Raw genomic sequence first — 3635 nt, 5'->3', positions numbered from 1 at the left:
GTCCCGAGGCGATGCGCCGGAGTCCGGTGAGCACGTGGCTGAGCTCGGCATCGGCCACATCCCGGAGGACCGGCTGCGCAGCGGGCTGGCCCCGGCGATGAGCGTCGCCATCAACGCCGTGATGCGCGAATACAAGAAGCCGCCCATCGGCTCCGGCGGGCTCTATCGCTCGGGCGCCGCGACCCTGCTTGCGCGCGAGATCGCCAAGGCCGCGGACGTCGCCGTGCCGGACTTCGCCATGCCGGTCCGCAACCTGTCGGGCGGCAACCAGCAGCGTCTGGTGGCGCGCCGCGAGATGCGCATCGCCCACAAGGTGCTGGTCGCCGCCTATCCCAGCCGCGGGCTCGACGTCGGCGCCATCAACACGATGCTGCGCTACATCGTCGAGCTGCGCGACGCAGGCGCCGGCATCGTGCTTATCTCGGAGGACCTGGAGGAACTCCTCAACCTCTCCGACCGCATCGCCGTGCTCTATGAAGGCCGGCTCATGGGCGCGCTAGACAACGACAAGATCGACGTCGAGCAGATCGGCCTGCTGATGGGCGGCCGCATCGTGCGGAAGGAGGCGGCGTGATGCTGCAGGGCCTGCGCCTCCAGCGGCTGCCATCCGTCCAGCCTGGCATCGCGCTCGCCATGCGCGCGCTGGCCATTGCCATCGTGGTGCTGGCCGCATCCATCGCGCTGCTGGTGGCAGGCGAAGACCCGCTCGCGCTGGGCGCGCAGCTCGTCAGCGCCACCTTCAGCTCCACCTTCGGGATGGAGGATTTCGGGCTGCTCGTGATCCCGCTGATCCTCACCGGCCTGTCGGTGGCGGTCGGCCAGCAGATCGGGACCTGGAACATCGGCGCCGAAGGACAATTCCTCGTCGGCGCCTTCGCAGCCACCGCGGTCGGACTGTTCGTGCCCGGCCCTGCCTGGCTCATCCTGCCGCTGATCATTGCCGCCGGCGCGCTCGGGGGCGTCGTCTGGATCCTGGTCCCCACACTGGCGCGCGCCTTCGTCGGCGTGAACGAGCTGATCACGACGCTGCTGCTCAACTTCGTGGCCGCGCTGCTCGTCTACTACGTCTCGACCGGCCCGTGGCGCGACCGCGTCGGCATGTCCAACTCCTCGACGCCGCGGATCACGGTCGAGATGCCCGAATTCTGGGGGCTGATTCACTGGGGCCTGCCGATCGCCATACTGATAGCGCTGGCCGCCGCCGCGATCCTCGCCTTCTCCCGCTGGGGTTACGAGGTGCGGCTGTCCGGCTCGAACCCTTCGGCCGCGGCCTATGCCGGCATCGCGGTGGGGCGCCACATCATCACCGTGATGCTGCTGTCGGGCCTGATCGCCGGCGTCGCCGGCGCCTTCGAGCTCGCCGGCACGGTGCACCGCCTGCAGGGCGGGATTTCCAACAACTTCGGCTATCTCGGTATCATGGTCGCGGTGCTCGCTCGCAACTCCTGCGTCGGCGTCATCTTCACCGGCATACTCATGGCCTTCATCCTCAACTCCGGCATCATCCTGCAGACACAGGGCATCACCACCTCCGCGGTGCTGGCGATGACCGGGGCGATCCTGTTCCTGACGGCGATCGGCGACGAGCTCGCGCATTACCGCATCCTCCGCACCGCGTCGACGAGAGCATAGAGCGAGACCGACATTGGACCTCTTGACCGGAATTCTCGCCACAACCTTTCTCGCCGGCGGCGTGCTGGCGCTCGCGGCCATGGGCGAGGTGCTCGCCGAGCGCGTCGGCGTCGTCAATCTCGGCGCCGAAGGGCTGATGGCGATGGGCGCGATCACCGGCGTAGCGACCGTCGCGGCCGTTCCTTCGCCGGCGCTCGGCTTTGCCGCGGCGCTCGTGGTCGGGGCGCTGTTCGGCATGGTCTTCGCTTTCGCCACGGTGACCGTCCGGGCGAACCAGGTTCTCTGCGGCCTGGCGCTGACGCTGATCGGCACCGGGCTCGCCAACACCATCGGCCGCAGCTACTCCGGCACGCCATCGGCCGCGGTCTTTGAGCGTGTCGAGGTGCCGCTGCTGAGCGACATCCCGATCCTCGGGCCGGCGCTCTTCTCGCAGAACGTGCTGCTCTACCTCATCTACATCGTCCTGCCGCTCGGCCTGCACTATCTGCTGTTCCACACACGGCACGGGCTCAACATGCGCGCCGTCGGCGAGAACCCGGCCGCCGCCGACGCCGGCGGCATCCCGGTCGGCCTGATCCGCTTCGCCTATGTCACCGCGGGCGCGGCGCTGTGCGGCGGCGCCGGCGCCTACCTGACGCTCGCCTTCGTGCCGGCCTGGTCGGACGGCATGGTCGCAGGGCGCGGGTGGATCGCGGTCTCGCTCGTCATCTTCGCCGGTTACCGGCCGGTCAACGCCGTGCTCACGGCGCTGCTGTTCGGCCTCATCACGTCGATCGGCTTCGTCGGTCAGGCGCGCAACTGGCCGGTGGCCGCGCCGTTCCTGTCGATGCTGCCCTATCTCGGCACCATCGCACTGATGATCGTGCCGGTGCTCGCCTGGCAGAAAGTGCGCCGCCTGATGGCCGCGCCGGCCGCTCTCGGCGAGCCGTTCTACCGCGATGTACGCTGATGGGCGGCCGGTGACGACGCTTCTGGTCAAGAATATCGATCATCTCGCGACGTTCGACGACGCGCGCCGCGAGATCTCGGGCGGCGCGCTGTTCGTCCGCGACAATGTGATCGACAAGGTCGGCACGACGGCCGAACTCGCAGGGTTTGAGGCCGATGCGGTGCTCGACCTCTCCGGCCATGTCGTCATGCCGGGCATGGTGAACACCCACCACCACATGTACCAGAACCTGACGCGCGTCATGGTGCAGGAGGACGAGCTGATGGTCTGGCTGAAGACGCTCTATCCGATCTGGGCGGAGCTTGACGATGACGCTATTGGCGTCTCCGCCCGTATCGCCATGGCCGAGCTCATCCATTCCGGCTGCACGACCAGCTCGGACCACCTCTACATCCTGCCCAACAACTGCACGCTGGATTCGACGATCGAGGCGGCGCGCGAAATCGGCCTGCGCTTCCATGCGGCCCGCGGAGCGATGTCGCGCGGCGAGAGCCAGGGCGGACTGCCGCCGGACCGCTGCGTGGAGAAGGAAGACGCCATCCTCAAGGATGCGGAGCGCCTGATCCACACCTATCACGACGCGTCGCGCCACTCGATGGGCCGCATCGTGCTCGCGCCCTGCTCACCCTTCTCGGTGACGCCGGAGCTGATGCGCGACGCGGCCGCGCTGGCGCGGCAGCATCCCGGCGTGAGCCTCCACTCGCATCTGGCGGAAGAGCTGTTCGAGGAGAAGTACTGCCACGAGATCTATGGCATGCGGCCGGTCGAGTTCGCTGAGTCTGTGGGCTGGCTCGGCGATGACGTCTGGTTCGCCCACTCGATCTTCATGACGAGCGGGGAGATAGACCGCTTCGCCGAGACAGGCACGGGCGTCGCGCATTGCCCGTCGGCCAACATGCGCTGCGGACAGGGCATCGCGAAAATCCGTGAGATGCTGGACAAGGGCGTGAAGGTCGGCCTCGGCGTCGACGGCTCGGCCTCCAACGACACGTCTAACATGTTCATGGAGGCGCGGCTCGCGCTGATGCTGCAGCGCGTCGCGCCGCACCACTAC

The 3635-nt window shown here is 68.1% G+C and carries 3 protein-coding genes and 1 pseudogene; all 4 read left to right on the top strand.

The features are described 5' to 3' along the window. Positions 1-574, top strand: a pseudogene (locus tag EOA27_RS27410) (heme ABC transporter ATP-binding protein); the annotation flags it as partial. Beyond that, complete coding sequence (locus EOA27_RS27405) at positions 574-1632, top strand: ABC transporter permease (protein ID WP_126078766.1); 1059 nt, start codon at positions 574-576, stop codon at positions 1630-1632. The pseudogene EOA27_RS27410 and the gene EOA27_RS27405, both read left to right, overlap by 1 nt. Before the next feature lie 13 nt (positions 1633-1645). Next, positions 1646-2581, top strand: coding sequence for an ABC transporter permease (locus EOA27_RS27400; RefSeq protein WP_126078765.1), 936 nt, complete (start codon positions 1646-1648; stop codon positions 2579-2581). Next, positions 2571-3635, top strand: a 1065-nt coding sequence (locus EOA27_RS27395; RefSeq protein WP_245491171.1) for an amidohydrolase family protein, incomplete at its 3' end; no start/stop codon positions are given. The genes EOA27_RS27400 and EOA27_RS27395, both read left to right, overlap by 11 nt.

The sequence above is a fragment of the Mesorhizobium sp. M2A.F.Ca.ET.037.01.1.1 genome, assembly GCF_003998075.1.
Lineage (GTDB): Bacteria > Pseudomonadota > Alphaproteobacteria > Rhizobiales > Rhizobiaceae > Mesorhizobium.
The sequence above is the reverse complement of the archived record's forward strand: the minus strand, read 5'-3'. Positions and strand labels throughout refer to the sequence as shown.

Coding starts and splice junctions, on each gene's coding strand:
- EOA27_RS27405 (WP_126078766.1), top strand. CDS start 574: ATGCTGCAGGGCCTGCGCCTCCAGCGGCTGCCATCCGTCCAGCCTGGC.